Source organism: Bradyrhizobium sp. dw_411 (genome assembly GCF_018449695.1).
In the GTDB taxonomy this organism is placed as follows: Bacteria; Pseudomonadota; Alphaproteobacteria; order Rhizobiales; family Xanthobacteraceae; genus Bradyrhizobium.
In genome coordinates this window covers 119,222-143,645 of sequence record NZ_JAAVUY010000015.1, presented here as the reverse complement: position 1 = coordinate 143,645, position 24,424 = coordinate 119,222, and the positions used below count along the sequence as shown (strand labels likewise).

Below are 24,424 nucleotides of genomic sequence, written 5' to 3'. Positions count from 1 at the left end.
CCCAGCTTTTGCTATTGAACCGATTGGGCTAGAGACGTGCATTCTCAACCAGAGGCCGCCTCCCAATGATCACCGAAATCGCACAAATCGACGTCAAACCGGGTACCGAGAAAGACTTTGAAGCCGCCGTCGCCAAGGCAAAGCCGCTGTTCCTGCGCGCCAAAGGCGGTCTCGGAATCGAACTGCACAAATCGATCGAGAAGCCGTCGCGGTATCGGCTGATGGCCAAATGGGCGACGGTGGAAAACCACACCGTCGATTTCAGGGGCTCCGAAGACTTCGCCGCCTGGCGCGCGCTGGTCGGGCAGTATTTCGCGGCCCCGCCCGAGGTCGAACATACCGAGACGGTATTGTCCTGAGCCATGACAACGATCGGGCGGCGCGCGGCCTCAGGCCGCCGCCGTGCCGACCGCGGGTTCGTCGGCCTTGAAATGATCGATCAGGACTTTCACGATCGCCATCAGCGGCAGCGCCAGCGATATTCCCCACAGACCAAACACGACACCCAGCAGAATCTGGATCGCGAACAGCGTGGCCGGCGGGATATCCAGCGCCTGACGCTGGATGATCGGCGTCAGGATATAGCTTTCCAGCGCATGAACGCCCAGAAACAGCACGAACGCGCTGGCGGCTGCGACCCAGCCGGAGGCGAGACTGGCGAGCACCACGATCAATCCGGCGATCAACGCGCCGACCGTCGGGATGAAGGCAAGCAGCCCGGCCTGGATGCCCAGGATAAACGAACTCTGGATGCCGATCAGCGCAAGGCCGATCCAGGTCACAAGGAACACGGCAGCCATCGTGAGGATCTGCGCGATCAGCCAGCGCTCCAGCGTTTCACTGATCCGGTCGATAATGACAGTCGCACGCGCGCGATGTTTTGCCGGGGCCATATACAACAGTCCGGATCGATAGACACCGGGTTGCGCCGCGAAGGTCAGCCCGAGAAACAGCACGATGAAGAAATTTCCAACGGCGCTTACGGTGCCCAGAAGCAGCTTCAGTGTCTGGCTGACAATCGCGCCGCCGCTGGAGGCCAGCGCACCGGCGCTGGGGAGATTATGCGTCGCAGTTGCCGCCGGCGTTGCCACGCTCCCCGGCGTAACTGGCGTCGTCGATGCGGCCGGTGACGCGGAGAGATTGCCAAGTTCGAAATAGCTGGTGTCGATTCCGTTTCGCTCCAGGAAGGCCTTGACGCCGACCAGTTGCGATTTGATCGTGTCGCTCAGTGCAGTGGCCTGCTGGGCGATGGTGGCGCCGCCGAGAAAGATCACGCCGGACAACAGCCCCGCCAGCACCAGGCAGACAATCGTCAACCGCAGCGAATGCGATAGCTTGACAACCCGGCCGAGCAAATTGGTCATGGCGTTGAGCGCGACGCCAAGCAGCATTCCCGCAAAGATCAGAAATAACGTTGCGGCAAAATACCAGATGAACAGCAAAAGGGCGGCAAACACGACGACACCGATGCCGCCGACCGATATCGCCCATGCCAGGTCGCTGCGGGCTTTGAGACCGGTGTCGGCCGAACCTGCCACGTTGAATCCTTTCAAGTTGTTTCGAGCCGCACTCTTTCGTCAAACCGGGCCGGGATCAAGCGCAGAAGGCGCGCCGGTTTGCCGCTGTAGGCGCCGGACTTGAGGTTCTTGCAGGTCTGCGCAGTGGAAGGAGCGGGCGTAACGTGTTGATCCCTGGCCGGACGCGATGCATGATCCGCCTTGAACTAGGAGCGCAGGACGGGAAACGATGCAATGAGGAGGCCGGTAGTCGGTGTGATCGGGGGAGCCCATCGCATCGAAAACAGATTCGCGACGCAGATGGTCGGTGAACGAAATCTTCGCGCGGTGGCCGACGTCGCGGGCGCGCTGCCGCTGATGTTTGCGGCGTCACCCGAGATCACCGACATCGGCGCCCTGCTGGACGCGGTCGATGGCATCGTGCTGACAGGGGCCCGGGCCAATGTTCACCCGACGCATTTTCATACCGAGCCCCATCCCAAACACGAACCCTACGATCTGCACCGTGACGACGTGGCGCTGGCGCTATCGGAGGCGTGCGTCGCGCGTGGCGTTCCCCTGTTCGGGATTTGCCGTGGCTTGCAGGAGATGAACGTCGCCTTCGGAGGCTCGCTGCATCCCGAGATCCGTGAATTACCCGGGCGGATGAACCACCGCATGCCGCGGCTGGAAAACGGCGAAATCCATCCCGATCCCACAGTGGTCTTCGCCGATCGTCATGATGTCAGTCTGGTGCCCGGCGGTGCCTTTGCGCGGTTGCTCGGGTGCGAGACGATCCGGGTCAATTCGCTGCACGGCCAGGGCATCCTCGAGCCGGGCAAGCGGGTCGTGATCGAGGGCATTGCGGAGGACGGCACGATTGAGGCGATCCGGATCGCCGACGCGCCGGGGTTTGCGCTTGGCGTGCAGTGGCACGCTGAATATGACCCGCAGCGCAATCCGATCAACCGCGCTCTGTTTCAAGCGTTCGGAGAGGCGCTGCTGGCAAACAGGCGCTAGGGATAGGGCACGAATCGGCGTAATGCTGGATTCCGATCCTTGGGAAACACCACTTCAAATTTAAATTGAAGCTAGGGAACCCCCGGGTCTCCGAGATTGTTGGTGGCTAGACCCGAACCTTTCGGGATCGTTTTCTCACCACACTCCTGAATCGCTCATACGCGGACAATTGGCTGAACCGTTCGAAGCCATAAGTGAGCAACTGGCACGAGCTAATCCCAACGGCTCCAGATGAAAGTGCCGGATAATCATGACTGCAGGTGCCGTTCTTCCTACCGTTCTGATCGTCGAGGACGAGATGATGTTGCGCATGCGGGCGGTGGATATGGTCGAAGATGCAGGGTTTTCGTCCGTCGAGGCCGTCAATGCCGACGATGCGCTGGCGATTCTCGAATCCCGCTCCGATATCGAACTCTTGTTTACGGACATTCAGATGCCGGGAAGCATGGACGGCCTCAAGCTCGCTCACGCCGTTCACGAGCGTTGGCCATCGATCAAGATCATTCTGGTGTCAGGCCAGTTGAAATTGACCGACGACGACAAGCCGGTGGACAGCCGCTTCTTCGGAAAACCGCTCGACGTGAAGCAAATGACTGCCGAATTGCAGGACATGATCGGTACCGGCACCCTGGAAATCACGAAAGACGTCGACGCACTGATCGCGGCGGCGCCGCATCCGGAAGCGGGTGGCAAAACGATCCGATCGGAGTCATCAGGTTCAACGCAGGAATTGACCGCGGAAAATGACAGTCTTCGCCTGCTGCTGGAGCAGGCCGGGATCGATGCCAAGGTGTTGTTGGCGCAGGCGGGCATTGATGCCAAAGAGCGTGAAGCGGCCGACAAGCTGCAGAAGCTCATTCTTGAAGAGTTGCATCACCGTATCAAGAATACGCTCGCCACGGTCAGTGCGATCGCATCCCAGAGTCTGCGGACCGCGACAAGCATCGAGCACGGTCAACAGGCCATCGAAGGCCGGCTGGTGGCGCTGGGGCGGGCGCATGATCTCCTGCTTCAGGCCAGATGGGCCAACGCCAGCCTGGAACAGACTATCCGTGGCGCAACCGAACCCTATGTCACCATCGGCTCCGGCAGAATTTCGATACAGGGCCCCGACATCAGGATAACGTCAGGTGCTGTGATCGCGCTCGCGATGACCCTCAACGAACTCTGTACCAACACCACGAAGTTCGGTGCATTGTCAGAGCCGGCCGGCCGCATCGAGATCGTTTGGAAGATCGATGAAAAAGAGCAGCGGCTGCATCTGACATGGTCCGAGAAAAATGGCCCTGTTGTCCATGCGCCATCCCGTCAAAGCTTTGGCACCCGCCTGATCGGGACATTGGGACAGCAATTGAAGGGGTCGGTTAAAATGGCCTACGACGCTACGGGGTTCGTCTATGTATTGGACGTGCCAATGGCTTCGCTGGTCGCGCCGGCATGACTGGATCACACCGGCGCGGCGAATGCTTTGTCTGAGATGGTTTAAGCCGCCTTGCTCACTTTCTCCACCTTCACGCCGCCGCCTTCCAGCAGCATCACCCGGTTGAGCAGTTTCACCAGCGCATAGACGGACTCGATGGCGGGGGCCGCGGTGTTTGTCAGCCTCGCCATTTCCAGGATGGAGCCGATCAAGGCCTCGGTTTCGAGCGAGCGGCCGGCCTCCACGTCCTGCAGCATCGAGGTCTTGTGCGCGCCGACGGCTTCCGCGCCGGCGATGCGCTTTTCAATCGTGACGCGGAAGGTGACGCCGAGCTTCTGAGCGATGTCCTGCGCTTCCTTCATCATGGTCGCGGCCAGCTCGCGGGTCTCGGCGAACTGGCAGATATCCACGAGCGTGGCATGAGTCAGCGCCGAGATCGGGTTGAAGGAGAGATTGCCCCAGGCCTTCAGCCAGATCTCCGAGCGGATATCCGGCAGCACCATCGATTTCAGCCCGGCCTTGATGAAGACGTCGTGCAGCTCCCTGACGCGCGGCGTCTCCTTGCCGTCGAGTTCGCCGATCGGGAAACGGTCGCCCTCGACGTGGTGGATGACGCCGGGCGCGGTCGCCGCCGCGGCGGGATAGACCACGCAGCCGATCAGGCGACTCGGGTCGATATTCTTGGTCAGCACGCCCGAAGGATCGAGGCTTTCCAGTTTGTGATTGTCGTACTGGCCGCCGAGTTTCTGGAAATACCACCAGGGCAGGCCGTTCTGCACCGTCAGCACGACGGTTTCGGGACCGAGCAGCGCGTCGATATCGCGCACCACCTGATCGAGGAAATGCGCCTTCACGGCCAGTACCACGATGTCCTGCTTGCCGGCTTCGGCCGGCTTGTTGACGGCTTTCATCTTGGCGGTCTGGACCTTGCCGTCATGCCATTCCAGCTTGAGGCCGTTCTTCTGGATCGCGGCGAGATGCGCGCCCTGGTCGATGACAGTCACGTCCTCGCCGGCGAGCGCAAACTTGGCCGCCAGCAGGCCTCCGATGGCGCCGGCGCCAACCACGCAGATCTTCTTCTGCTTGGGCGGTGCGCCCAGCAGATAGGGGCTTGGAAGCACCTGGTCGAACACATTGCTGAGGCTGCCGACGCCATCGATCACGATATCGACGACGTTATGCGCATCGCCCATCGTGCCGGCGCCGAGCGAGGTGCCGCAGGCGACGATGTCGCCCGGCATCAGTGTTACGTCCTTGGAAATGGCGGCGACGAGCTTGTGCGGCGGGAAGAACATGTCGGCGACGGGATAGTTCTGGCGCTCCTTGCCATTGAGGATGGTCTTGATCGACAGCTTCATGGGATCGAGACCGGTCGCAATGGCAGGACCAAATACGCCGAAGGTGTCGAAGCTTTTTGAGCGCGCCCATTGTTCGAAGGATTTGTCTTTGCGCAAGAGATCGACGGCGGTGACATCGTTTACGCAGGTGTAGCCGAAGATATAATCGCCGGCCTCTTCCTCGGAGATGTTGAAACATTTCTTGCCGATGACGACGCCGAGTTCGCCTTCATAGATGATCTTTCCGGCATAGGTCGCCGGGCGTTCGATCGGGCGGTTGGCGGGGTGGTAGGAATTCGGCGCCTTCAAGAACCACAGCGGCTCCTTCGGCTGCTTGAAATCGTTCTTGGCCGCGAGTTGATGGAAGTTATTCCACAGGCAGACCATCTTCGAAGGATCGCAGGGGGTCAGAAGCTGAACGTCAGAAAATTTCAGCTTCTCGCCGTTCGGCTTGGCGCCGGCGAACATATCGCCGGTATGAACCAGGATGGTGTCGTCTTCCAGCGTGCCGAAGCCGGTCTTTCCATCCTGCTCAAAACGGATCCACTTTGCCATCTGCGATCTCTCCCCTGGTGGCGGCGTCATTGTGTCGCGCCGCTCTTTCATCACTGTAGTACCGGTGGCGTTGGCAGCCAATCATGCACTGCATCATTGGGGAAGCGGCCAATGTCCGCTATAGACAGTTCTCGCAAGCGGCCGATCAACGGCCGTACAAATTACAGGGAGGACGCCGTGCGGGACCGAAAATGGTCAAGGCGGGAACTGCTGAAGGTATCGACGGCATCAATGGCGGGCGCGCTGTTCGCGCAACCGCTGAGAGCCGCGACGATACCGCCGACGGCCGTCACGCCGGCGCTGATCGAGGCGGCGCGCAAGGAAGGCAAGCTGTCATATTACTGTGCGCTTGAGCTCAATGTCGGCGAACGCCTCGGCAAGATGTTCGAAGCCAAATATCCCGGGATCGCCGTGCGGGTCGAACGCTCCGGGGCGGAGCGGATTTACCAGCGGATCGCCCAGGAGCAGGGCAGCGGCATCAACGCGGTCGACGTCGCCAACAGCACCGATCCCTCACACTATCTTGATTGGAAAAAGAGCGGCTGGCTCGCGGCATACCTGCCGGAGGAGGTCGCCAAGTATTTTCCGGCCGATCAGTTCGATCCCGATGGCATGTACGCCACGTCCTGCGCCTGGACCGAAGCCATCGGTTACAACACCAACCTGGTCAAACCGGAGGACGCGCCGAGGAGCTATGCCGATCTGCTCGATCCGAAGTGGCAGGGCAAGCTCGTCAAGGGCCATCCCGGCTACAGCGGCGCGATCCTGACCGCGACCTTCGTGCTCTCGCGCGAACGCGATCTGGGCTGGCCGTATCTTGAGAAACTGGCCCAGCAAAAAGTGATGCAGGTGCAATCGGCGGCCGACCCGCCGAAGAAAATACAGCTGGGCGAGCGCGCCGTCATGGCCGATGGCAATGACTACAATCTGGTGCTGCTCAAGGACCAGGGCAAACCGGTCGAGGTGGTCTATCCGACCGAAGGCTCACCGCTGATCATTGTCCCGACCGGGGTGTTCGAAAAGGCTCCCAATCCGAATGCGGCGCGGCTGTTTCAGAGCTTCTTCTTGAGCGCGGAGACCCAGCAAATGCTGGTCGACGACTATGCGCTTCGTTCGTTCCATGCGCAGGTCAAGGAGAAGCCCGGTCACACGCCGCTGTCGGCGTTGAAATTGCTCAAGGCCGATCCGGCTTTGGTGCAGGCTCAGAGCGAAGAGATCAAGGCGCGCTATTCCAAGGTCTTCAAGGTCTGATCGCCGGGGCTCGGGACAATAAAAAAGGCGCTCCCACGGGAGCGCCTTTTGCTTTGATGCCGGCGACAATGCCGCCGATTCATTACAGCGAATAGTACATTTCGAATTCGACCGGATGCGGCGTCATTTCGAAGCGCGCCACTTCGGTCATCTTCAGTTCGATGTAAGCGTCGATGAAGTCGTCGTCGAACACGCCGCCGTTCTTGAGGAAGCCGCGATCCTTGTCGAGATTCTCCAGCGCCTCGCGCAGCGAGCCGCATACCGTCGGGATCGCCTTCAGCTCTTCCTTCGGCAGATCGTAGAGATCCTTGTCCATCGCCGGTCCCGGATCGAGCTTGTTCTTCACGCCATCGAGACCCGCCATCAGCATCGCGGCAAAGCCGAGATACGGATTGGCCATCGGATCGGGGAAACGTACCTCGACGCGCTTGGCCTTCGGATTTGCAGTGTAGGGGATGCGGCACGACGCCGAGCGGTTACGCGCGGAGTAGGCGAGCAGCACCGGGGCTTCGTAACCCGGCACCAGGCGCTTGTAGGAATTGGTCGAGGGATTGGTGAAGGCATTGATCGCCTTGGCATGCTTGATGATGCCGGCGATGTAGGACAGGCAGGTCTCCGAGAGGTCGGCGTATTTGTTGCCGGCGAATACCGGCTTGCCGTCCTTCCAGATCGACTGGTGGACATGCATGCCCGAGCCGTTGTCGCCATAGACCGGCTTCGGCATGAAGGTGGCGGTCTTGCCGTAGATGTGCGCGACCTGATGGATGCAGTATTTGTAGATCTGCATCTGGTCGGCCATCAGGGTCAACGTGTCGAACTTCATACCGAGTTCGTGCTGCGCGGATGCCACTTCGTGGTGATGCTTCTCGACCTTGACGCCCATCTTGGCCATCGCGCCGAGCATTTCCGAGCGCATGTCCTGCACTGAGTCTTGCGGCGGGACGGGAAAGTAGCCGGCCTTGGTGCGGATGCGGTGGCCGAGGTTGCCGCCCTCATATTCGGTGTCGGAATTGATCGGCAGTTCCGACGAGTCCAGCTTGAAGCCGGTGTTGTAGGGGGTGGTCTGGTAGCGGACGTCGTCGAATACGAAGAATTCGGCTTCCGGCCCGACGAAAATCGTGTCGCCGATGCCCATCGACTTGACCATGGCTTCGGCCTTCTTGGCCATGCCGCGAGGGTCGCGGTTGTAGGGCTCGCCCGTGGTCGGCTCCAGCACGTCGCAGGTGATGACCATGGTGGTTTCGGCAAAGAACGGGTCGATCGTCGCGGTGACGGGATCGGGCATCAGGCACATGTCGGATTCGTTGATCGCCTTCCAGCCGGCGATCGAGGAGCCGTCGAACATCGTGCCCTCGGCGAAGATGTCCTCATCGATCATGCTGATGTCGAAGGTTACATGCTGCCACTTGCCGCGCGGGTCGGTAAAACGCAGATCGACGTATTTCACGTCGTTGTCCTTGATCGACTTCAGGACGTCTTTGGCGGTCTTCATGAATCCCCCTTAGGATTTTTTGGTTGCAGTGAGCCGGCCGCGGCCGGCGACCGTGGGCAACCGTCAATACAATTGGGGGATGACCAATACAATATCAGAGAATGGGCACCGGAAAGCCGGCAGGGTCCGGTCAGGCGAACTCCTGTCAGATCGCGTCGAGCCCGGATTCCCCGGTTCGGATGCGGATGGCCTCTTCGATATTGGAAACGAAGATCTTTCCGTCGCCGATGCGACCGGTCTGGGCTGCCCGCCTGATCGCATCGATCGCCCGATCGACCAGTTCGTCCGAAATCACGATTTCGATTTTCACCTTGGGCAGGAAGTCCACGATGTATTCGGCGCCGCGGTAGAGTTCGGCGTGGCCCTTCTGGCGTCCGAAACCCTTGGCCTCGGTGACGGTAATGCCCTGCAATCCCACTTCCTGGAGCGCTTCCTTAACCTCGTCGAGCTTGAATGGCTTGATGATGGCTTCGATCTTTTTCACGAAACGCCTCCCGGGCACTTTAATTTCAGACTTCAGGTTGTTCTACACTGCGCAGAGTGCGCAGATATCAGATCATTTTCCCCGGCGCGCGGCCATGCACACATCTATCGGTTACCGGTCAGCACGATGATCCAGAGCCGGGCTTCCTCAAAAGCAGGGTCTATGCCAAGTTATTAAAACGCCTGATTTCGAAATGTTATCAGGCTTTTAACAGGCGTTCATAAGGGAGTAGATCGAAGCAGTCACCATACTCCAGCCTACGAAATAGGCAACTAGATCAATCGGCATGCAATCGGCGGGATTGAACGGTTTACAACGCAAGAACTGCCTCAGGAAAAGGCGCTTCTGTCAGGGGAATTGGCATGGAAATCCTAACGACCGCCGAGATGGAGCATGCCGACCGGCTCGCCATCGCGGCCGGTACGCCGGGCTTCGCATTGATGATGAGCGCAGGCCAGGCCATTGCCCAGGTCGCGATGGACCTCGTGGAGGAAGGCCCGATCATCGTGGTCGCCGGCCGCGGCAATAATGGTGGCGATGGCTTTGTGGCGGCGGCCGAACTGGCGGCGCGGGGACGTGAGGTCTCCGTCATCCTGATATGCGAGCGCGACATTCTGGCGGGCGACGCGGCCTCGGCGGCACGGGGCTGGAAATACCCCGTTCTGCCGTTCAATCCGCAAGCGATCGGCCGGCCGGCCCTGATCATCGATGCGCTGTTCGGCGCCGGTCTCAATCGAAACGTGAAGGGGGAGCCGGAGCAGATGATCGAAGCGATCAATGCCAATGGCGCTCCGATCCTCAGCGTCGACCTGCCGAGCGGCGTCAATGGCACCAGCGGTGCTGTGATGGGCGTTGCCGTCAAAGCGACCGAGACGGTCACGTTCTTCCGGCGCAAACCGGCGCACCTCCTGTTGCCGGGCCGAATCCAATGCGGCCGCGTTCGCGTGGCCGACATCGGCATCGATGCGAATGTGCTCACTGAAATTAAGCCGCAGACGTTCGAAAACATTCCCGCGTTTTGGCGCCGATCTTTCCCAGTGCCGCGGATCGACGGCCATAAATACAGCCGCGGTCATGTCGTCGTTGCCTCCGGCAACATGGCTTCGACCGGGGCGGCCCGGCTGTCGGCGCGCGGAGCGCTGCGGGCAGGGGCGGGGCTGGTCACGCTCGCGTCACCCCGGAACGCGCTGGCCGTCAACGCCGCAGCGTTGTCGGCCGTCATGGTTCGCTCCACGGATACGGCGATCGAATTCGCCGAACTTTTGGCCGACAAGCGCTTCAACATCTGCGTCATCGGCCCGGGCGCGGGTGTTAACCAGCGAACCCGCGATTTTGTCCTGACGGCCTTGTCTGCCAAACGAGGTTTGGTGCTGGACGCAGACGCACTGACCAGTTTTGCCGAGGCGCCGGATCATCTGTTCGAGGCGATTAAGGCATCACCGGATTCGCAGGTTGTTCTGACGCCGCATGAAGGCGAATTTCCACGGCTGTTCAGCGACATCAGCAACAAGAATCCGCTTCGTTCGAAACTTGAGCGGGTGCGGGCGGCCGCCGGACGCTCTGGTGCCGCCGTGCTGCTCAAGGGACCGGATACCGTGGTGGCGTCACCGGACGGGCGCGCTGCCATTGCCAGCAACGCGCCGCCCTGGCTTGCCACCGCCGGTGCCGGCGATGTGCTGGCGGGCATGATATCGGGGATGCTGGCGCAGGGCGTCCCGGCGTTCGAGGCTGCCTGTCTCGGGGTTTGGATGCATGGCGAGGCCGCGCGCGAGGCGGGGCCGGGCTTGATTGCGGAAGACCTGCCCGAGGTTTTGCCCGCGGTGTTCCGTCATCTCTATGACGAGTTCGAGATCGATTATTGATCGATCTTTGTTTTGACGCGTTTTCTTCACGCGAACCGGTATCCACTTCGCTTGAAAACGCTATGGTTCACTCGACGCTGTACCAGCGCACCAGCCGGGGCGCTGCCCAGTCGGTCGCAACCGACTCCATCAGCCACCGTCCGGCATTCTCAGCCGCAAAGGCGATGCGCTGGGTCTGTCCGGCTTCGATCAGGAGCGTATCCAGCCAGAACGGCTTCCAGCCGTCGTCGAGCCGGTCCAGCAGCCTGAAATGATGGCCATGAAGGTGGAACACGGCGGGGATATCGGCGCGATTGGCCAGGGCCAGTACCACCGTACGGCCGGTCTTGGCGCGAAAGGCGGGGGCAGCGGTGCCGGCGAAGCTTATAGGCGCTACCCAATCGGTCTGCTGTCCGCTGAGCGTCCGTGCGCCGAGCGTCACATCGACCCGCAAGGCGCTCTTGAGGTCGAGATGCGCCGGAAGCCCGTTGGACGGCAGCGGCGGCGCCGCCGGCAATGGCGCATTCCGGACCGGCGGCTCGTTTGAGACGACCAGCCGGGCGATCGGACGGGGCGCTTTGCCGTCATGCAGAAGAATGGACGATGTCGAACCCGGCGCTGTGGCATCGAGGAAGGCATCGACCCGGGTTCCCGGCGCCAGGATCAGCGTGCCGTCGCGGGCCAGAAACGGTTCGCTCGGCTGGCCGTCGAGGGCCATGATGCGGACGTCATATTTTTCTATTTTTATAGCAATAACATTCCGTTGAAAGCCATTGATGAAGCGAAGCCTCAGGCGCTCATTGGCGCGCGCTTTGATATCCAGCGTTGCCAGCCCGTTGATGGTGTAGATCGGCGTTGTATCTTTGGGGTCGACGCCGGGCGCGATCGCGCTTCCGTCCGGGCGCAAACGCCAGTCTTCGAGCAGGAACACCTCGTCGCGGTCGACGGTGATCGGCTCGTTTTCGCTCACAATCAGCGGCAGCGCCCGCGAAGGCCGCGTCAGGCCGTCGCCCAACAGCCGAAGGTCACATGAGAGGGTGCCCGCGTGACGCAATGGAATCGTTAGATTTTCACGGGCGCTCAGCCCCAATGGCGCTCGGACGATCAACGCCTCGGCGGCCGGGGCGCCCTCGATTCCGTGCCAATTCAGGACAGCGGGCACCGGCAATTCATTGGCAAACGCGACGTCTAGCGTGTCGCCACGCTTGAAGCGCAGGCTGGGGCTCGCTTTTGCGTCTTGGAGCGACCAGATCGGCGTATCCGGCTCGCCTGGACGTAAGGCGAGCGCTGTGGGTTTGGCCAGCAGCGACAGCGAAGGGCGTCCCTGCGCGGCCGCCAGTCGCGGCATCGCCGGGCCCAGCGCCACCGCGCCCAATCCCGCCATCAGCTCGCGCCGGCCCAGCCGGGGAATTTGATCTGCCATAGAACTGATGCGGACCATTTTCTGCTGGATATGTCCAGTTACCGCGGCTACCTCAGGAGGGCTTTTGAGCGGGCTTTCAGCCAAGCTTTTGAGCCGGCTTTAAAACGGCCATTTTTTTGCTGCGGACCGGTGGGCTCATGTTATAAGCCCGCCGCTCGCGGCATCGCGGCCGGACGTGATGCTATCAGCGGGCGTGGCGGAACTGGTAGACGCGCTGGATTTAGGTTCCAGTGACGAAAGTTGTGGGGGTTCGAGTCCCTCCGCCCGCACCAAGCGCCGATAGCGTTTGCATAAGGATTGCTGGAGGGCCTGTTTCCAAAAGGGCGTCTGCCCATGGAAACCGGTCCGCCGAACCACCGGCGCAGGCTTGCCAAAGCCTTGCGTCGACCAGATTGACAATGTCCGGGCCTTTTTCAGGCCGGACCAAGCGGGAAGAAGATTGAGGCCATGCAGATCACAGAAACCCTCGCCGAGGGATTGAAGCACGAATTCCAGATCAGCGTTCCTGCATCGGATCTTGATGCCAAGGCGGACGCCCGTCTGGTCGATCTCAAGGGCAAGGTTCGTATCAACGGATTCCGTCCCGGCAAGGTGCCGGTGAGCCATCTCAAGAAGGTGTATGGCCGCTCGGTCATGGCCGAGACCATCGATCAGACCATCCGCGATACCAATTCGCAGATCTTCACCGAGCGCGGCTTCCGTCTGGCGACCGAACCCAAGGTCACGATGCCGACCGAGGAAAAAGCCGTCGAGGATATCCTCAACGGAAAGTCGGATCTCACCTACACCGTAGCGATCGAGGTAGTGCCCGCGATCCAGCTCGCCGACTTCAAGGGCTTCACGGTCGAGAAGCCGGTAGCCGAAGTGACCGATGCTGAGGTCGATGAAGCCGTCAAGCGCATCGCCGACCAGAACCGTACCTTCGCTCCAAAGGGTGAGGGCGCCAAGGCCGAGACGGGCGATCGGGTCACGATCTCGTTCAAGGGCTCGATCGACGGCACGCCGTTCGACGGCGGCACCGGTGAAGACATGCCTGTCGTCATCGGTTCGAACTCTTTCATTCCTGGCTTCGAAGACCAGTTGATCGGCATCGCGGCCGGTGAAACCCGCACCCTGAAAGTCGACTTCCCGAAGAATTATGGCGCCGAGACGCTGGCCGGCAAGGCAGCCGAGTTCGAGACGTCGGCGAGCCTGGTTGAAGCGGCGCATGACACCGTCATCAACGACGAGTTCGCCAAGACGCTCGGCCTTGAATCGCTCGACAAGCTGAAGGAAGCCGCCCGCGAGCGGCTGGCGGCTGAATTCGCCGGCGCCACGCGCCAGCGGGTCAAGCGGGTGCTGCTGGATAAGCTCGACGAGACCCATCGCTTTGAGGCGCCGCCGTCGCTGGTCACGGAGGAGTTCGAGCAGATGTGGAACTCGATCAAGGCCGAGATGGAAGCCGGCGGCAAGACCTTCGCCGATGAGAACACCACCGAAGAAGCCGCCAGGGAAGAATATCACAAGATCGCCGACCGCCGCGTCCGGCTCGGTCTCGTGCTGTCCGAGATCGGCGAGAAGAACAAGATCACCGTCACCGACGATGAAGTCAGCCGTGCCGTGATCGAGCGCGCACGCTCGATGCCCGGACGCGAGAAGGAAGTCTGGGACTTCTATCGCAACAATGCCAATGCGCTCGCCCAGCTTCGTGCGCCGATCTATGAAGACAAGGTGGTCGACTTCATCCTCGAACTCGCCAACGTGACCGAAAAGAAGGTGACGCGCGAGGAACTGTACAAGGACGACGAGGAGAAGAGCGCGGCCTGATTGGGTTAGCCGGCGTTAAGGATGAGCGGCGAAAGGCGCGTGGCGGCGGGGTGCGTCGCTATGCGAGGCTGTCCGAATCAGCTTCAACTGCGGTGAATCAGGCTCGAATTGGCTCCGGTCTTGTCACCGGAGAATTGGCCCATATCTGTGAGCCTGTTCTTTTAAGTCCTGCATCACGGGACGTTCGTCCGCGCCCGGCAAAGCCTAAGCCTTTCTGTCTTGCCGATGGATGTTCGCCTCCGCCAACCTCTCTACTAACCCTCTACCAACCCTTGGGTGACTAATGCGCGATCCGGTGGAAACCTACATGAACCTCGTGCCGATGGTGGTCGAACAGACCAACCGCGGCGAGCGTGCCTACGACATCTTCTCGCGCCTGCTCAAAGAGCGAATCATCTTCGTGACCGGACCGGTCGAAGATGGCATGTCGACGCTGACCGTTGCCCAGCTTCTGTTTCTCGAAGCCGAGAATCCGAAGAAGGAAATCTCGATGTACATCAACTCGCCGGGCGGGGTGGTGACGTCGGGTCTGGCGATCTACGACACGATGCAGTTCATTCGTCCGCCGGTATCGACGCTGTGCACCGGACAGGCCGCCTCGATGGGATCGCTGCTGCTGGCTGCGGGCCACAAGGATATGCGCTTCTCGCTGCCGAATTCGCGCATCATGGTGCACCAGCCCTCCGGCGGTTTTCAGGGCCAGGCGACCGACATCATGCTGCACGCCCAGGAAATCCTGAATCTGAAGAAGCGTCTTAACGAAATCTACGTGAAGCACACCGGCCAGACCTACAAGGCGATCGAGGACGCGCTGGAACGCGACAAGTTCCTCACCGCAGAAATGGCCCGTGACTTCGGAATTGTGGACAAGGTTATCGATAAGCGCTCGGAAGAGCCGACGCCGAAAGCCCCCTGATATTGCAGTCAGGCCCAAGCCAGATAGGTTCAAACAGGCTTAACAAGCGCTGCGGCGGTGATTTTGGCCGGTTGGCGGCGGTTTTTGCCTTGCCAGAGCGGAAAGTTCCGCTTTCGTGCCGGTCCGGCAGCGTGGTAATCGCGCAACGCCGGGCCAATTTCGACGGGCCCGGCCAGTGTCAAAGGCGCAAATCACGGTATTGTCACAGATATCGCATGACCGCCTGATTAGCGAATTCTTGATAGTCGGGTGCGACCATGGTTGGCTAGGCTGAATGGGGTATGGTCGCGGGAGATTCGAATAACCTGCGATTCGGTTGGCATCTAAAGCGTAGGGTCTTTTTTGGTACGGATTTTGCTCTATCTACAACTCTGTGCCGGTAATTCCCGGAATAGGGCGATCGAGCGTACGGGATCGAACGGCGGACGGAGATAAGAATGAGTAAGGTCGGAACCAGCGACTCCAAGAACACGCTGTATTGCTCGTTCTGCGGCAAGAGCCAGCACGAAGTCCGCAAGTTGATCGCGGGCCCCACCGTATTCATCTGCGACGAATGCGTTGAACTGTGCATGGACATCATTCGCGAGGAGAACAAATCCTCGCTGGTGAAGTCGCGCGACGGAATTCCCACCCCGAAGGAAATCTGCAAGGTCCTGGACGATTACGTGATCGGTCAGAGCCATGCCAAGAAGGTGCTCTCGGTCGCTGTCCACAATCACTACAAGCGGCTCAATCATCAGACCAAGCACAACGACGTCGAACTGGCGAAGTCGAACATTCTGCTGATCGGACCGACCGGTTCGGGCAAGACGCTGCTGGCGCAGACGCTGGCGCGGATTCTCGACGTGCCATTCACGATGGCCGATGCGACGACCCTGACCGAAGCCGGTTATGTCGGCGAAGACGTCGAGAACATCATCCTGAAGCTGCTGCAGTCGGCCGACTACAATGTCGAGCGCGCGCAGCGTGGCATCGTCTATATCGACGAAATCGACAAGATCAGCCGCAAGTCCGACAATCCGTCAATCACCCGCGACGTGTCGGGCGAGGGCGTGCAGCAGGCGCTTCTGAAGATCATGGAAGGCACGGTTGCCTCGGTTCCTCCGCAGGGCGGCCGCAAGCATCCGCAGCAGGAGTTCCTGCAGGTTGACACCACCAATATCCTCTTTATCTGCGGCGGCGCCTTCTCGGGCCTCGAGAAGATCATCTCCGCACGCGGACGTTCGACCTCGATCGGTTTCGCCGCCCAGGTGCTGGCGCCGGAAGATCGCCGCACCGGCGAAATCTTCCGTCACGTCGAGCCTGAGGATCTCCTGAAGTACGGCCTGATCCCCGAATTCGTCGGCCGCTTGCCGGTGGTCGCGACGCTGGAGGATCTCGACGAAGCTTCGCTGAAGAAGATTCTGACCGATCCGAAGAACGCGCTGGTGAAGCAGTATCAGCGGCTGTTCGAAATGGAGAATATCGAGCTGACCTTCGCCGACGAAGCGCTTGGTGCGGTCGCCCGCAAGGCGATCGAACGCAAGACCGGCGCGCGGGGCTTGCGCTCGATCCTCGAAAGCATTCTGCTCGAAACCATGTTCGATCTTCCGGGTCTGGAAGGGGTCGAAGAGGTCGTGATCTCGCGTGAAGTGGTGGAGGGCACGGCTCGCCCGCTCTACATCTACGCCGACCGTTCCGACCGCGCCGTGGAAAGCAGCGCCAGCGCCTGATCGCATCAGCCGCCGGCGAATAACGCAGGCAAATCAAGACGGCTGCCGAGCCTTTCGGCGGCCGTGTTTGCGCAGAGCGAACGCCGCGTTTAGCCCCGATTGGCGGGCCTTTTTCAGCGACTTGACACCCCCATGGTCGATAGCCACCTAATACTGTCGGTGGCGAAAAATCTGATCTGAGATTCGCCTCGACAACGATCCGGGAAGGCGGGCCAGGTATGGCCATTCGATCCCGGAGCATCTCGGCACCTTGTGGCGGTTGCGCATAGCGGACTGCGTGCAAGGGGGCACAACAAAAGGAAAAGGCCATGACGACCCCAAAACCCCGGCCATCTATCGTTCACGGCGAAAGCCATTCCTATCCGGTGCTGCCGCTGCGCGACATCGTCGTTTTCCCGCACATGATCGTGCCGCTGTTCGTCGGCCGCGAGAAATCGATCCGCGCGCTCGAGGAGGTCATGAAGAATGACGCCTTGATCATGCTCGCGACGCAGAAGAATGCATCGGATGATGATCCGACTCCGGATTCGATTTACGAAACCGGAACGCTCGCCAGTGTGCTGCAGCTGCTCAAATTGCCCGACGGCACCGTGAAGGTGCTGGTGGAGGGGCTTGAGCGCGCCCGCGTGCAGAAATATTCCAACCGCGCCGAATACTATGAAGCCACCGCGATTGCGCTCGCCGACACCGATGCGACCTCCGTCGAGGCCGAAGCTTTGTCGCGCTCGGTCGTGTCGGACTTCGAGAGCTATGTGAAGCTCAACAAGAAGATCTCCGCCGAAGTTGTCGGCGTGGTGCAGGCCATCACGGATTTCGCCAAGCTCGGCGACACCGTGGCTTCGCATTTGGCCGTCAAGATTGCCGATCGTCAGGCGATCCTGGAGACGCTGTCGGTCACCGCGCGCCTGGAGAAGGTGCTCGGCTTGATGGAGAGCGAGATTTCGGTGCTGCAGGTCGAGAAGCGGATCCGCTCGCGCGTCAAGCGCCAGATGGAGAAGACCCAGCGCGAATATTATCTCAACGAGCAGATGAAGGCGATCCAGAAGGAGCTCGGCGACGACGAAGGTCGCGACGAGTTGGCCGATCTGGAAGAGAAGATTGCCAAGACCAAGCTGTCCAAGGAAGCACGCGAAAAGGCGCAGCATGAGCTGAAGAAGCTGCGCCAGATGTCGCCGATGTCCGCGGAAGCCACCGTCGTGCGCAACTATCTGGATTGGCTGTTGTCGATCCCGTGGAACAAGAAGTCCAAGGTCAAGAAGGATCTGGTTGCGGCCCAGGAAGTCCTGGACAGCGATCACTACGGGCTTGAGAAGGTCAAGGACCGCATCGTCGAGTATCTGGCGGTGCAGTCACGCGCCAACAAGCTGACCGGACCGATCCTGTGCCTCGTCGGCCCCCCCGGCGTCGGCAAGACCTCGCTTGGCAAGTCGATCGCGAAAGCGACGGGACGCGAATTCGTTCGCGTGTCGCTCGGTGGCGTGCGCGACGAGGCCGAGATCCGCGGTCACCGCCGCACTTATATTGGCTCGATGCCCGGCAAGGTCATCCAGTCGATGCGCAAGGCGAAGACCTCGAATCCGCTGTTCCTGCTGGACGAGATCGACAAGATGGGCGCCGATTTCCGCGGCGATCCGTCATCGGCGCTGCTGGAGGTCCTCGACCCCGAGCAGAACTCGACCTTCAACGACCACTATCTTGAGGTCGATTACGATCTCTCCAACGTGATGTTCATCACGACCGCGAATACGCTCAATATTCCCGGGCCGCTGATGGACCGCATGGAGATCATCCGGATCGCCGGCTATACCGAGAACGAGAAGGTCGAGATCGCGCGCAAGCATCTGATCCCGAACGCGATCTCCAAGCATGGCCTGGATTCGAAGGAATGGTCGATCGACGACGACGCGTTGCTCTTGATGATCCGGCGCTACACCCGCGAAGCGGGCGTGCGTAACCTGGAGCGTGAGCTTTCGACACTCGCCCGCAAGGCGGTGAAGGAGCTGATGATCTCCAAGAAGAAGTCGGTCAAGGTCACCGAGAAGACTCTGGAAGAGTTCCTGGGTGTGCCGAAGTACCGCTTCGGCGAGATCGAAAGCGACGATCAGGTCGGCATTGTCACGGGTCTCGCATGGACCGATGTCGGTGGCGAGCTGCTCACCATCGAAGGCGTCATGATGCCCGGCAAGGGCAGGATGACCGTCACGGGCAATCTGCGCGACGTGATGAAGGAGTCGATTTCGGCGGCGGCGTCTTACGTCCGCTCGCGCGCCGTCGGATTCGGCATCGAGCCGCCATTGTTCGATCGGCGCGATATCCACGTCCACGTGCCGGAGGGGGCGACCCCGAAGGACGGCCCGTCGGCTGGCGTGGCGATGGCAACCGCGATCGTCTCGATCATGACCGGCATCCCGATCCGGCATGATGTCGCCATGACCGGCGAGATCACGCTGCGGGGACGCGTCCTGCCGATTGGCGGCTTGAAGGAGAAGCTGTTGGCGGCCGCGCGCGGCGGCATCAAGACGGTGCTGATCCCCGAGGACAACGCCAAGGATCTCACGGAGATTTCCGATGCGATCAAGGGCGGGATGGAAATCATTCCGGTCGCTCGCCTCGACGACGTGATCTCCAAGGCCCTGGTGCGGACGCCGGTGCCGATCGTCTGGGAAGAGGACACCAAGGTGCCGGTCAAGCCGGACGCCACGGATGAAGCCGGCGGTGGCCTGACGGCCCACTGAACGAGCTAATATGACAAAAGCGGCGTTCCCCCGGGGGGACGCCGCTTTTTTTATGACGGGTGGCCCCGCTTGCGCCTGACGGTGCGGTGGCGCTAAACAGAGGGCGAGGGCGGCTAGCTCAGCTGGTTAGAGCATCTCGTTTACACCGAGAGGGTCGGGAGTTCGAATCTCTCGCCGCCTACCAGCCTTCGCCCTGCGGGCTTCGGCTCGGCGAGCCAGCAGGGCGAAGGCTGTCGCGCCGAAGTCGCGAAGCAACGTAGGCGGACTAATCCGGCCTATACTGAACATCGAACGCCTATCAAAGCTGCGACCATGTCCATGGAAACACCGGTAGGCCACGAGCAAAACGCCGACCAGATTGCGTATTGGAACGGCCCGGGCGGCAAGCGGTGGGCTGATCGGCAACAGGCGCAGGATATCCTGCTGAAGCCGATCGCCGACGCGTTGATCGATCGCGCCAGGCCCAAGGCTGGCGAGCGGATCATTGATGTCGGTTGCGGCAATGGCGCCACCAGCGTCGCGTTCGCGCGCGAGGTCGGACCGTCAGGTCATGTGTTAGGCATCGATGTATCGGGCCCAATGTTGGCCCTGGCGCGCGCAAGCGCGCCCGGGGATTTGCCGGTCGATTTCGCGCTGGCGGATGCGACGGTCTATCCGTTCGATCCCGCAAGCTTCGATTTGCTGGCCTCGCGGTTCGGCGTGATGTTCTTTGCCGAGCCGTCGCGCTCGTTTGCGAACCTGCGCAAGGCATTGCGGCCCTCGGGGAGGCTGGCATTCGCCTGCTGGCGGGCGCCACGCGACAATCCGTTTTTCATGGCGCCGCTGCAGGCGGTTTACAAACACGTGCCGAAACTGCCGCAGCAGGGGCCGGAAGATCCCGGGCCATTTTCATTTGCCTCCGAGGCGCGTGTTCAACGCATTCTGGGCGAAGCCGGGTTCACCGGGATTGCGATGGAGCCGCTTCATCTGGCGCTCGATGTCGCGAACGGGCGCGGCCTCGATGCAGCGGTGCAGGGCGCGCTCGAAATCGGTCCCGCCAGCCGAGCGCTGGAAGGCCAGCCGGCGGAGCTTCGTGCAGCCGCGACGGATTCGATCCGTGAGGCGCTGGCGGCCTTTGCCAAGGGCGAGACGGTGCCGCTTCCCGCATCGATCTGGATCGTGACCGCGCGCGCTTCGTGAGAAAGTCCTGGCCCAACTGTTTTAGGCTCGCTCTTCCCAGATCGTCGCGAGATGAACGATGGTCTGGACGGCCTTTTCCATGTCCTGCCGGCTGACCCATTCCAGCCGCGAATGAAACGCGTGCTCGCCCGCAAAGATGTTTGGGCAGGGCAGCCCCATGAAGGACAGCCGCGAGCCGTCGGTCCCGCCGCGAATCGACGTCTTTACCGGTGTGAGGCCGGCGCGGCGGATTGCTTCCATCGCGTTGTCGATGATTTCGGGGTGATGATCGATCACCTGCTTCATGTTGCGGTATTGCGGCTTGATTTCCAGCCTGTAGGACGAATGCGGATAGTCCTGCATCACCTCTTTGACGATATTTTCGAGCAGGACTTCCTTCTCTTTCAGCCCGGCGTCGGTGAAATCGCGCACGATGAAGCTGAGTGTAGCCTTCTCGATCGCGCCGGAAATACCGATCGGATGCAGGAAGCCTTCCTTGCCTTCGGTGGTTTCGGGCGAGCAGGTATTTTTGGGCAGGCGGTCGACGATAGCGGCGGCGATCTTGATCGCGTGCTCCATCTTGCCCTTGGCAAAGCCGGGATGGGTGCTGACGCCCTCGATGGTGATGGTGGCGCCGTCGGCGGAGAAGGTTTCGTCCTCGATATTCCCCGCGGTTTCGCCGTCGATCGTATAGGCGAAATCGGCGCCGAGCTTTTTCAGATCGGCCTTGTCGACACCGCGGCCGATCTCCTCGTCGGGCGTGAACAGGATCTTGATGGTGCCGTGCTTGATCTCGGGACGATGGATCAGGAAATGCGCGGCATCCATGATTTCGGCGAGACCCGCCTTGTTGTCGGCCCCAAGCAGCGTCGTGCCGTCGGTGGTGATGATGTCGTTGCCGATCTGGTCCCCAAGGGCGGGGTGATCGGCGGCGCGGATGATTTGGGTGGGGTCGGCCGGCAGCACGATGTCGCCGCCACGATAATTCCCGACGATCTGAGGTTTGACGTTGGCGCCGGTGCAATCCGGCGAGGTGTCCATATGCGAGCAGAAGCAAATCACCGGGACCTGCTTGTCGGTATTCGCCGGAATGGTCGCGTAGACGTAACCGAGTTCGTCGAGATGGGCGTCGCCGATCCCCATCGCCTGCAGTTCGCCCGCGAGCAAGGCGCCCAGCACTTTTTGCTTTTCGGTGGATGGGCAGGTCGGGGAGGCCGGGTCCGACTGGGTGTCGATGACCACGTAGCGCAGGAAGCGCTCGGTTACGGTGTGGGTGAATCCAGGTAGAGAAGCCACAATCCAAACCGTGGGTTAAGACAGGAAAGCTAAAGCGGTAATTGAGGCGTCATCCCGATGAGCCGCGTATGCCGCGCCGGGATGACGCAAAGTCAGGGTTGGAAAACCGGTCTTGTCAGACGGCTTCCTTCAACTCCTTGGCCGCGCGGAAGGCAACCTTCTTGCTGGCCTTGATGTGGATCGCTTCGCCGGTGGCGGGGTTGCGGCCCATGCGGGCGGCGCGCTTGCGCACCTGCAGGATGCCGAGACCGACGATGCGGATGCGCTCGCCCTTCTTCAGGTGCTTGGTAATCCGGGTGACCAGATCGCCGAGAATCGCTTCCGCCTGCTTCTTGGACAACTCTTGTTCCTCGGCGATGGCCGCTGCGAGATGCTTGAGCGTGACGGTCGCCGGGGTCGCTGCTTTCTTCGCCATATTTGGCCCTCCTCGTTGTTGATGGCTTAAGAACCGTAGACGTAGCAGGCCTTAAACGATTCGGGTCTGAGGTGACTACGCTGTTTTGCCTGAAAACAGGCCATTTTTTGCATCGACATCAAGAAAAGGCCTGACTTGTATGGGGATTCGCAACAACCTTGACTTGGCTAGGTCGCCCCTTTAAGTCCTCATTCCCAAGGCGGATCACTGTCTGGTTTCGACATCCGCGGGAGTAGCTCAGTTGGTTAGAGCGCCGCCCTGTCACGGCGGAGGCCGCGGGTTCGAGTCCCGTCTCTCGCGCCATTGTTTTCAATGGCTTACTATCCGCAAACGCTGCATTTTCCGATTTTAGCCCGCTGATCTGACCGTGGCCCGGCCCTTTGTCGGCCGCGGGCATCGGCCTTGCGCGGGCCTGCCCGAGCCCGGCCTGGCCACAGCAGAAAACGGCTCGCCAAAGCAGAAGGCCGCCCCCGGGGGAAGGGGCGGCCTTACTTCGCTTCGCCAGGACGTTGGGGGCCGTCTAGCGAACGATAGATGCATCCGAACTGGTTACGGCCACGGGCTTGCCAGCCTTAACGACGTGGGCGGTCTGGGAGTAATCCGAACTGGTACGGGCGGCGATGCCGAAGCCGGCGACCAGAATGCCAGCCACAAGCGCTACGACCACAATCTTCAGGTGGGTCGCACGGTCCGCTGAATGAATTGAGTGGTTCATCGAAGCCTCCTGGCGTCTTTTCCCGCCGCTTTGTTGCCCGAAGGTGTACCCCCCGTTTGTTTCCGCCCGGTTTCGCGGGTTCCGCAAAATGGTTTCGTGGGGGGTCTTGAAGTGTTTCGCGCGTTGCCGGCCGATCGGGTACTGCCCACGGGCTTATCGGACCCCCCGGTCTTTTCGGTCCGGTTGGCAGGCGGTTTGATGGGCCAAGTGAGAGGCGAAGTATTGCCGGGTATTACAGGGCTTTCTGAGTTTTCCCGTCGCGTCTGGGGGCGGCCGCGACTGTCAAGATAGCTTGTCTTGCGCGCTCTGTTGCGCTGCGCTAAGCCTCAAGAATAATTCCAATTAGCGAATCTGCTGTTGACACCAACCGCAGTGAAAAAGGCCCGCCGATGACCGGCATCTTGCAGAATTATCTTCCGCTCGTGGTGTTTATCGGGGTTGCCGGCCTGATCGGCGTGGTGCTGCTGATTGCGCCCTTCATCGTCGCCTACCAGCAGCCTGATCCGGAAAAGCTGTCGGCGTATGAGTGCGGTTTCAACGCATTCGACGACGCCCGCATGAAGTTCGATGTCCGGTTCTATCTGGTCGCGATCCTCTTCATCATCTTCGACCTGGAAGTCGCCTTCCTGTTTCCCTGGGCGGTGGCGTTCGGCAAGCTCGGCGCGACCGGCTTCTGGTCGATGGTGATTTTCCTTGCCGTCCTTACCGTCGGCTTTGCCTATGAATGGAAGAAAGGCGCGCTCGAATGGGATTGAGCCCCGCTGCTGCAACGCCAGGGTTCGCACCGGCGGTCGCACCCGCCGCGACCGGCATTATCGACCCCTCGACCGGCCGTCCGGTCGGCGCCAATGACCCTTACTTCCTTGAGGTCAATCACGAGTTGTCCGACAAGGGCTTCTTCGTCACCGCCACCGACGATCTCATCACCTGGGCGCGCACGGGATCGCTGATGTGGATGACGTTCGGCCTGGCCTGCTGCGCGGTCGAGATGATGCAGGTGTCGATGCCGCGCTATGACGTCGAGCGCTTCGGGTTTGCGCCGCGGGCTTCCCCGCGCCAGTCCGACGTGATGATCGTGGCGGGCACGCTGACCAACAAGATGGCGCCGGCGCTGCGCAAAGTCTACGACCAGATGCCCGAGCCGCGCTATGTGATCTCGATGGGATCATGCGCCAACGGCGGCGGCTACTATCACTATTCGTATTCCGTGGTGCGCGGCTGCGATCGCATCGTACCCATCGACATCTACGTGCCCGGCTGTCCGCCCACAGCGGAAGCTCTCCTGTACGGCGTGCTGCTGTTGCAGAAGAAGATCCGGCGCACCGGGACCATCGAACGCTAAGGTTTTTAGA

20 protein-coding genes and 3 tRNA genes are annotated in these 24,424 nt (G+C 60.9%); 15 read left to right on the top strand and 8 right to left on the bottom strand.

Annotated features, from left to right (window positions below; genetic code table 11):
* Positions 1 to 65 precede the first annotated feature (65 nt).
* Positions 66 to 359, top strand: coding sequence for an antibiotic biosynthesis monooxygenase family protein (locus tag HB676_RS24460; RefSeq protein WP_213741019.1), 294 nt, complete (start codon positions 66 to 68; stop codon positions 357 to 359).
* A gap of 30 nt (positions 360 to 389) precedes the next feature.
* Here the strand turns inward: HB676_RS24460 and HB676_RS24455 are convergent, their stop codons facing one another.
* Positions 390 to 1,538 (bottom strand): AI-2E family transporter, encoded by a 1,149-nt coding sequence (locus tag HB676_RS24455; protein ID WP_213741018.1) that lies wholly within the window; start codon positions 1,536 to 1,538, stop codon positions 390 to 392.
* Between the two features lie 213 nt (positions 1,539 to 1,751).
* On the opposite strand from HB676_RS24455, the gene HB676_RS24450 reads away from it, so the two are divergent.
* Positions 1,752 to 2,516, top strand: coding sequence for a gamma-glutamyl-gamma-aminobutyrate hydrolase family protein (locus HB676_RS24450; RefSeq protein ID WP_213741017.1), 765 nt, complete (start codon positions 1,752 to 1,754; stop codon positions 2,514 to 2,516).
* A 250-nt stretch (positions 2,517 to 2,766) separates the two neighbouring features.
* Positions 2,767 to 3,957 carry an HWE histidine kinase domain-containing protein gene (locus HB676_RS24445; RefSeq protein ID WP_213741016.1) on the top strand — a complete coding sequence of 397 codons (1,191 nt, stop codon included), beginning with the start codon at positions 2,767 to 2,769 and terminating at the stop codon, positions 3,955 to 3,957.
* A gap of 41 nt (positions 3,958 to 3,998) precedes the next feature.
* Here the strand turns inward: HB676_RS24445 and HB676_RS34285 are convergent, their stop codons facing one another.
* A complete protein-coding gene (locus HB676_RS34285) occupies positions 3,999 to 5,828 on the bottom strand; it encodes a 2-dehydropantoate 2-reductase (RefSeq protein WP_346347418.1) in 1,830 nt (609 codons plus the stop codon).
* Between the two features lie 177 nt (positions 5,829 to 6,005).
* On the opposite strand from HB676_RS34285, the gene HB676_RS24435 reads away from it, so the two are divergent.
* Positions 6,006 to 7,079, top strand: coding sequence for an extracellular solute-binding protein (locus HB676_RS24435; RefSeq protein ID WP_346347417.1), 1,074 nt, complete (start codon positions 6,006 to 6,008; stop codon positions 7,077 to 7,079).
* A gap of 82 nt (positions 7,080 to 7,161) precedes the next feature.
* Here the strand turns inward: HB676_RS24435 and glnA are convergent, their stop codons facing one another.
* Positions 7,162 to 8,571: a type I glutamate--ammonia ligase gene (glnA, locus tag HB676_RS24430; protein WP_213741014.1), complete on the bottom strand. Its 1,410-nt coding sequence runs from the start codon at positions 8,569 to 8,571 to the stop codon at positions 7,162 to 7,164.
* A gap of 145 nt (positions 8,572 to 8,716) precedes the next feature.
* Positions 8,717 to 9,055 (bottom strand): P-II family nitrogen regulator, encoded by a 339-nt coding sequence (locus HB676_RS24425; RefSeq protein WP_213741013.1) that lies wholly within the window; start codon positions 9,053 to 9,055, stop codon positions 8,717 to 8,719.
* 362 nt (positions 9,056 to 9,417) lie between these two features.
* Here HB676_RS24425 and HB676_RS24420 point away from each other — a divergent pair, with 362 nt between their 5' ends.
* On the top strand, positions 9,418 to 10,917 hold the full coding sequence (locus HB676_RS24420) for an NAD(P)H-hydrate dehydratase (protein WP_213741012.1): 1,500 nt from the start codon (positions 9,418 to 9,420) through the stop codon (positions 10,915 to 10,917).
* Between the two features lie 67 nt (positions 10,918 to 10,984).
* Here HB676_RS24420 and HB676_RS24415 read toward each other — a convergent pair whose 3' ends face one another.
* A complete protein-coding gene (locus HB676_RS24415; protein ID WP_213741011.1) occupies positions 10,985 to 12,319 on the bottom strand; it encodes a multicopper oxidase domain-containing protein in 1,335 nt (444 codons plus the stop codon).
* Between the two features lie 187 nt (positions 12,320 to 12,506).
* Here HB676_RS24415 and HB676_RS24410 point away from each other — a divergent pair.
* The 7 genes from HB676_RS24410 to HB676_RS24380 all read left to right on the top strand — a co-directional run bounded on the left by HB676_RS24410 (position 12,507) and on the right by HB676_RS24380 (position 20,667).
* Positions 12,507 to 12,591 (top strand) — tRNA-Leu (locus tag HB676_RS24410).
* 175 nt (positions 12,592 to 12,766) lie between these two features.
* Complete coding sequence (tig, locus tag HB676_RS24405; RefSeq protein ID WP_213741010.1) at positions 12,767 to 14,125, top strand: trigger factor; 1,359 nt, start codon at positions 12,767 to 12,769, stop codon at positions 14,123 to 14,125.
* Positions 14,126 to 14,408: 283 nt separating this feature from the next.
* A complete protein-coding gene (locus tag HB676_RS24400; RefSeq protein ID WP_213741009.1) occupies positions 14,409 to 15,041 on the top strand; it encodes an ATP-dependent Clp protease proteolytic subunit in 633 nt (210 codons plus the stop codon).
* Positions 15,042 to 15,478: 437 nt separating this feature from the next.
* The gene (clpX, locus tag HB676_RS24395; RefSeq protein WP_027537232.1) at positions 15,479 to 16,753 is read left to right on the top strand and encodes an ATP-dependent Clp protease ATP-binding subunit ClpX; all 1,275 of its coding nucleotides are present in this window, start codon (positions 15,479 to 15,481) and stop codon (positions 16,751 to 16,753) included.
* A gap of 308 nt (positions 16,754 to 17,061) precedes the next feature.
* Complete coding sequence (gene lon / locus HB676_RS24390) at positions 17,062 to 19,488, top strand: endopeptidase La (RefSeq protein ID WP_213741008.1); 2,427 nt, start codon at positions 17,062 to 17,064, stop codon at positions 19,486 to 19,488.
* 107 nt (positions 19,489 to 19,595) lie between these two features.
* A tRNA-Val gene (locus HB676_RS24385) sits at positions 19,596 to 19,672 on the top strand.
* 134 nt (positions 19,673 to 19,806) lie between these two features.
* Entirely contained in the window at positions 19,807 to 20,667 is an 861-nt protein-coding gene (locus HB676_RS24380; RefSeq protein ID WP_213741007.1) for a class I SAM-dependent methyltransferase, read from the top strand.
* Positions 20,668 to 20,688: 21 nt separating this feature from the next.
* Here the strand turns inward: HB676_RS24380 and pepT are convergent, their stop codons facing one another.
* Together pepT and HB676_RS24370 are read right to left on the bottom strand one after the other, a co-directional pair.
* On the bottom strand, positions 20,689 to 21,942 hold the full coding sequence (gene pepT, locus HB676_RS24375; RefSeq protein WP_213741006.1) for a peptidase T: 1,254 nt from the start codon (positions 21,940 to 21,942) through the stop codon (positions 20,689 to 20,691).
* 115 nt (positions 21,943 to 22,057) lie between these two features.
* Positions 22,058 to 22,357 (bottom strand): HU family DNA-binding protein, encoded by a 300-nt coding sequence (locus HB676_RS24370; RefSeq protein WP_213741005.1) that lies wholly within the window; start codon positions 22,355 to 22,357, stop codon positions 22,058 to 22,060.
* 226 nt (positions 22,358 to 22,583) lie between these two features.
* Between HB676_RS24370 and HB676_RS24365 the strand changes: the two genes are divergently transcribed.
* Positions 22,584 to 22,660 (top strand) — tRNA-Asp (locus HB676_RS24365).
* A 217-nt stretch (positions 22,661 to 22,877) separates the two neighbouring features.
* Here HB676_RS24365 and HB676_RS24360 read toward each other — a convergent pair.
* Positions 22,878 to 23,072, bottom strand: coding sequence for a hypothetical protein (locus HB676_RS24360; RefSeq protein ID WP_213741004.1), 195 nt, complete (start codon positions 23,070 to 23,072; stop codon positions 22,878 to 22,880).
* Between the two features lie 389 nt (positions 23,073 to 23,461).
* Between HB676_RS24360 and HB676_RS24355 the strand changes: the two genes are divergently transcribed.
* Together HB676_RS24355 and HB676_RS24350 are read left to right on the top strand one after the other, a co-directional pair.
* On the top strand, positions 23,462 to 23,827 hold the full coding sequence (locus HB676_RS24355; protein ID WP_213741003.1) for an NADH-quinone oxidoreductase subunit A: 366 nt from the start codon (positions 23,462 to 23,464) through the stop codon (positions 23,825 to 23,827).
* Positions 23,824 to 24,414 carry an NADH-quinone oxidoreductase subunit B gene (locus tag HB676_RS24350; protein ID WP_213741087.1) on the top strand — a complete coding sequence of 197 codons (591 nt, stop codon included), beginning with the start codon at positions 23,824 to 23,826 and terminating at the stop codon, positions 24,412 to 24,414. Before HB676_RS24355 ends, HB676_RS24350 begins: the two co-directional genes overlap by 4 nt.
* The last annotated feature ends 10 nt before the right edge of the window (positions 24,415 to 24,424 follow it).

Excerpts from the sequence above, each read along its gene's own strand:
- HB676_RS24460 (WP_213741019.1), top strand. The coding sequence starts at position 66 with ATGATCACCGAAATCGCACAAATCGACGTCAAACCGGGTACCGAGAAA.
- HB676_RS24450 (WP_213741017.1), top strand. The coding sequence starts at position 1,752 with ATGAGGAGGCCGGTAGTCGGTGTGATCGGGGGAGCCCATCGCATCGAA.
- HB676_RS24445 (WP_213741016.1), top strand. The coding sequence starts at position 2,767 with ATGACTGCAGGTGCCGTTCTTCCTACCGTTCTGATCGTCGAGGACGAG.
- HB676_RS34285 (WP_346347418.1), bottom strand. The coding sequence starts at position 5,828 with ATGGCAAAGTGGATCCGTTTTGAGCAGGATGGAAAGACCGGCTTCGGC.
- glnA (WP_213741014.1), bottom strand. The coding sequence starts at position 8,571 with ATGAAGACCGCCAAAGACGTCCTGAAGTCGATCAAGGACAACGACGTG.
- HB676_RS24420 (WP_213741012.1), top strand. The coding sequence starts at position 9,418 with ATGGAAATCCTAACGACCGCCGAGATGGAGCATGCCGACCGGCTCGCC.
- HB676_RS24415 (WP_213741011.1), bottom strand. The coding sequence starts at position 12,319 with ATGGCAGATCAAATTCCCCGGCTGGGCCGGCGCGAGCTGATGGCGGGA.
- tig (WP_213741010.1), top strand. The coding sequence starts at position 12,767 with ATGCAGATCACAGAAACCCTCGCCGAGGGATTGAAGCACGAATTCCAG.
- HB676_RS24400 (WP_213741009.1), top strand. The coding sequence starts at position 14,409 with ATGCGCGATCCGGTGGAAACCTACATGAACCTCGTGCCGATGGTGGTC.
- clpX (WP_027537232.1), top strand. The coding sequence starts at position 15,479 with ATGAGTAAGGTCGGAACCAGCGACTCCAAGAACACGCTGTATTGCTCG.
- lon (WP_213741008.1), top strand. The coding sequence starts at position 17,062 with ATGACGACCCCAAAACCCCGGCCATCTATCGTTCACGGCGAAAGCCAT.
- HB676_RS24380 (WP_213741007.1), top strand. The coding sequence starts at position 19,807 with ATGGAAACACCGGTAGGCCACGAGCAAAACGCCGACCAGATTGCGTAT.
- HB676_RS24370 (WP_213741005.1), bottom strand. The coding sequence starts at position 22,357 with ATGGCGAAGAAAGCAGCGACCCCGGCGACCGTCACGCTCAAGCATCTC.
- HB676_RS24360 (WP_213741004.1), bottom strand. The coding sequence starts at position 23,072 with ATGAACCACTCAATTCATTCAGCGGACCGTGCGACCCACCTGAAGATT.
- HB676_RS24355 (WP_213741003.1), top strand. The coding sequence starts at position 23,462 with ATGACCGGCATCTTGCAGAATTATCTTCCGCTCGTGGTGTTTATCGGG.